The organism is Streptomyces sp. NPDC058051, from assembly GCF_042885475.1.
GTDB lineage: Bacteria > Actinomycetota > Actinomycetes > Streptomycetales > Streptomycetaceae > Streptomyces.
Genome location: NZ_JBHVRW010000066.1, coordinates 1 through 3,102, shown reverse-complemented (window position 1 = coordinate 3,102; position 3,102 = coordinate 1). Strand labels below are relative to the sequence as shown.

At 69.6% G+C, this 3,102-nt stretch carries 4 protein-coding genes and 1 pseudogene; 3 read left to right on the top strand and 2 right to left on the bottom strand.

Annotated elements, in window-relative coordinates; genetic code table 11:
• Window positions 1-516 (bottom strand): hypothetical protein (locus ACFVUT_RS37570; RefSeq protein ID WP_389671164.1); only part of this gene is annotated, 516 nt, incomplete at its 3' end.
• Between the two features lie 331 nt (window positions 517-847).
• Between ACFVUT_RS37570 and ACFVUT_RS37565 the strand changes: the two are divergent.
• The 3 genes and pseudogenes from ACFVUT_RS37565 to ACFVUT_RS37555 all read left to right on the top strand — a co-directional run.
• Window positions 848-1,297 (top strand): annotated as a pseudogene (locus ACFVUT_RS37565) (GGDEF domain-containing protein); the annotation flags it as partial.
• On the top strand, window positions 1,294-1,734 hold the full coding sequence (locus ACFVUT_RS37560) for a hypothetical protein (protein ID WP_389671162.1): 441 nt from the start codon (window positions 1,294-1,296) through the stop codon (window positions 1,732-1,734). The pseudogene ACFVUT_RS37565 and the gene ACFVUT_RS37560, both read left to right, overlap by 4 nt.
• On the top strand, window positions 1,731-2,009 hold the full coding sequence (locus tag ACFVUT_RS37555; protein ID WP_389671160.1) for a hypothetical protein: 279 nt from the start codon (window positions 1,731-1,733) through the stop codon (window positions 2,007-2,009). The genes ACFVUT_RS37560 and ACFVUT_RS37555 overlap by 4 nt, the downstream gene beginning before the upstream one ends.
• Window positions 2,010-2,260: 251 nt before the next feature.
• Here ACFVUT_RS37555 and ACFVUT_RS37550 read toward each other — a convergent pair.
• Window positions 2,261-3,102 (bottom strand): hypothetical protein (locus tag ACFVUT_RS37550; protein WP_389671158.1); only part of this gene is annotated, 842 nt, incomplete at its 5' end.

Here is a 3,102-nt window from a genome sequence, read left to right as displayed (position 1 = left end):
CCACACGTCGATGGACCAGACGTCGCCCCTCTGATGTCCATCTGGATCTGGGTCGCCTGACCCGTACGGGTCAGGGTCAGCGACGACGTGGATGCGGGCGGCGGACGCGGATACGCGGTAGCAGTCCATGTCACTCGACGTGTTGTGCTTGTCGAGTTCGATCGTGTGGCCCAGGGCCAGGATGGCGGTCTGCAGTTCCTTGAAGGGGACTCTGGGTGCGAATTCCCCGTATTCCCGCGAGAGCGGGGACGGCACGGTGCTCGGGGACTGGTCGTACAGCAGTCGTTGGATCTTCACGCCGAAGCCGAAGCACGACATCTGCCCTTGCCGCCCTGGCTGGTCCGGCGAGAAGTTGATTTCCACGAGCCCGTAGTCCCGCCGCAGTAGGCCACCACCGGGAACATCGAGGCATGTCGCCCCCAGGGCGGCTTCCCAGGCTTCCGGGTCGGTACCGAGGCCAACTCCCAGGACCTCACCGCAAACGGCGACGTGAGCGTAGAAGTCCAAAGCGGACACCCGCCAACTCCCTCAACTATCCGGACAGGGCACCAATTGCTGATCTCCGCACAGGACAGGCGGACCAGCGCCCAGTATTCGGTGATCGTACAGAGCAGCCTGTCAGGGCGGTCGCCGGGTGAGTTCGTCGCCGTCGTCGAAGTCGAAGTTTTAGGCGGGATGCGTCTTTCAGATCAGCCGTGGTCTTCCCAATCCTCCTGGCAGAACCGGGCTTCGCTCACCATGTCCCGTCAGCTAGGCCGGAACCCGCGCGTGGGACCGCCGCAGCCATCAGATGGCATGCAGGTTCCGGCTTACCAACGTTCAGGATTCCGGGAACCCGCGCGCTTCCGACGCCGACCATTTCAAGCAGATCAACGACACGATGGGCCACCCGGCCGGGGATGCTGTCCTCGCGGCGTTCGGGGCCCGGCTCACCGCGTGGGCAGGCCCGCGCGCGTCCGTCGGCAGGCTCGGGGGCGATGAGTTCGCCGCGGTCCTGGAGCTGAAGGCCGGCCGCCGCACGCAGCGCCTGGAGCAGCTGGTGCGGATGCTGCACACGCCGGTTGCCCTGGACGACGGCCGCACCGTCGACGTCGCCGCCTCGGTCGGCGCCGCGGCCCCGGCCTCGGTCGACTCCCGCGACCTGACCGTGTTGCAGAGGGCCGCCGACTCCGCCCTGTACGACGGCAAGCACTCCGGCCGCGCCGTCCTCGCCACGCGGCAGCACGCCACGGTGCCGTCCATCAACGGCCGCCGCGCCGGCCGTCCGGGCACGGCTGTGTGGGGGCGGGCCGCATGAGCGCCACCGCGCTGCCCGAGGGCGACTGGATCCGCGGCATCAGCATCCGGCAGCCGTACGCGGCCTGCATCCTCGCCGGGGCCAAGACGGTGGAGAACCGGCCCGGCCGGTGGCGGACCGGCTGGGTGCTGCTGCACACGAGCCAGACCGTCGACCGGCCCGCCCTGCGCGTCCCGCTGATCGGCTGCACGATCCGCGACCGCCAGCTGGTTACCGGCGCGGTCGTCGGCGTCGCCCGGATCACCGACTGCCACCAGGACCTTGAGGGAGCGCCGCTCTGTTCGGAGTGGGCGCACCCGGGCGTCTGGCACCTGGTGCTCGACGACGTCCAGGAGCTCCCCCTGCCCATCCCCGCGCGGGGGCAGGTCGTCCCGTGGAGGCCGGCGCCGGACCTGCTGGAGCGTGTGTTCCAGCAGCTGCCCGACTTCCGGCCATGACCCGCACCCGAGGCAAGAAGCCGCTATTCGAGCCGAGCCTGGTCCCGGCTCCCGGCGCTCTTCTCGAATGGCGCGACAGCCAGCACTTCGACCACTGGCAGGACCGCCCCTGCGCGCCGTGCGAACAGCCCACGCTGATGCGCTCCCACCACGGGGATCCCGTCCACAAGGCGTGCGCTGAGGACTGGATTGCTGCGAACCCGGTTGAGGCCCGCCTCGGCCGGTTCACCTCCGACCTCCAGCCCAAGCGCCGACGCGACAACAACCACGCCTGAACCCTTCCGACGGAGTTCCGCATGCACAGCACCCAGCGAGACGTCGACCACTCCCTCGCCTATCCCGAGCCGCCCGTATCCCCGCTCTGGCACCGCTGCGGCGCGCGGGCCCGGCCGATCACATCCGCCCAGCAGCAGCGCAACTGCGAGCTTCTGGTGCTCGCACAGCGCAAGCCGCGTACCGGCGCGCCTTCCAGGCCCTCGTCTGAGCCGTGGCCCGGTATGACGTCCGGTACGGGCAGAGCAGCAGGTCAACCGCGCTCAAGCCAACGGTCGACCCAGGCTGGCACAGGGACGGCGAGCTGCTGCTGGGCCGCGTAGATCACCGGGCGGTGCTCCTGGAACCATTTCAGGCGCTCACCGTGGCGCTGGATGGCACGCACCTCAAGTACTCCGCGCCGCTTGGCGGGGCAGGCGGCGACGGTGGTGCACTGGTCGCTGTAGCCGGGGGGCAGATGGCAGTTACAGTGTTCGTCCGATGCGGTGACGGGAAGGCCCCAGCCAGGTGCCGCGAGCAGTGCCATCAGCCGCCGGTGGCCGATGGCGCCTTGGCCCTCGGCGAACATAGGGTCGATGACCCAACGTTCGCCACCATCGCGTTCGTGGTGGCCAAGCCAGCCGGTCACGGCCAACGGCACCCCCAGAGTGCGGATCAGGCCGACCCGGCGCAGCAGCCCGCTGGTCAGCCAGGCCGATGGCGCAGCCCCCTGCCGACCCGGCTGCCAGTAGAGACGTTCGGCTGGATGCCACCGGGTCGGCAGGTCGCGGTGACACGGCGTCATGCCGTAGGTGCCCATCTCCTGGTCCTGGAAATCGACCGCGCGCAGCCACTCGTCGGGGTCCAGGCCCAGCAGGGTGACGGAGGCGGACGTGTCCAGCACGCGAAGCACCACCTGCCCGCCTTCGATGTGAGTACGGGCCCCGGGTACTCCCTTGATGTCGCCGTACTCGTCGGCGCGTGGCAGCAGCACCTGGGCCAGATCCAGGGCCTGGGTTACGTCCAAGTCGCACCGCTCGACATGGTCGGCCTCGAAGCGGATCACGAGACGGTCGGAGCGCGGGTCGACGTACTCGATGCCCCACGGATGCAGGG

What these genes read in the sequence shown, in the direction of transcription:
- ACFVUT_RS37560 (WP_389671162.1), top strand. Translation starts at nt 1,294, where the DNA reads ATGAGCGCCACCGCGCTGCCCGAGGGCGACTGGATCCGCGGCATCAGC.
- ACFVUT_RS37555 (WP_389671160.1), top strand. Translation starts at nt 1,731, where the DNA reads ATGACCCGCACCCGAGGCAAGAAGCCGCTATTCGAGCCGAGCCTGGTC.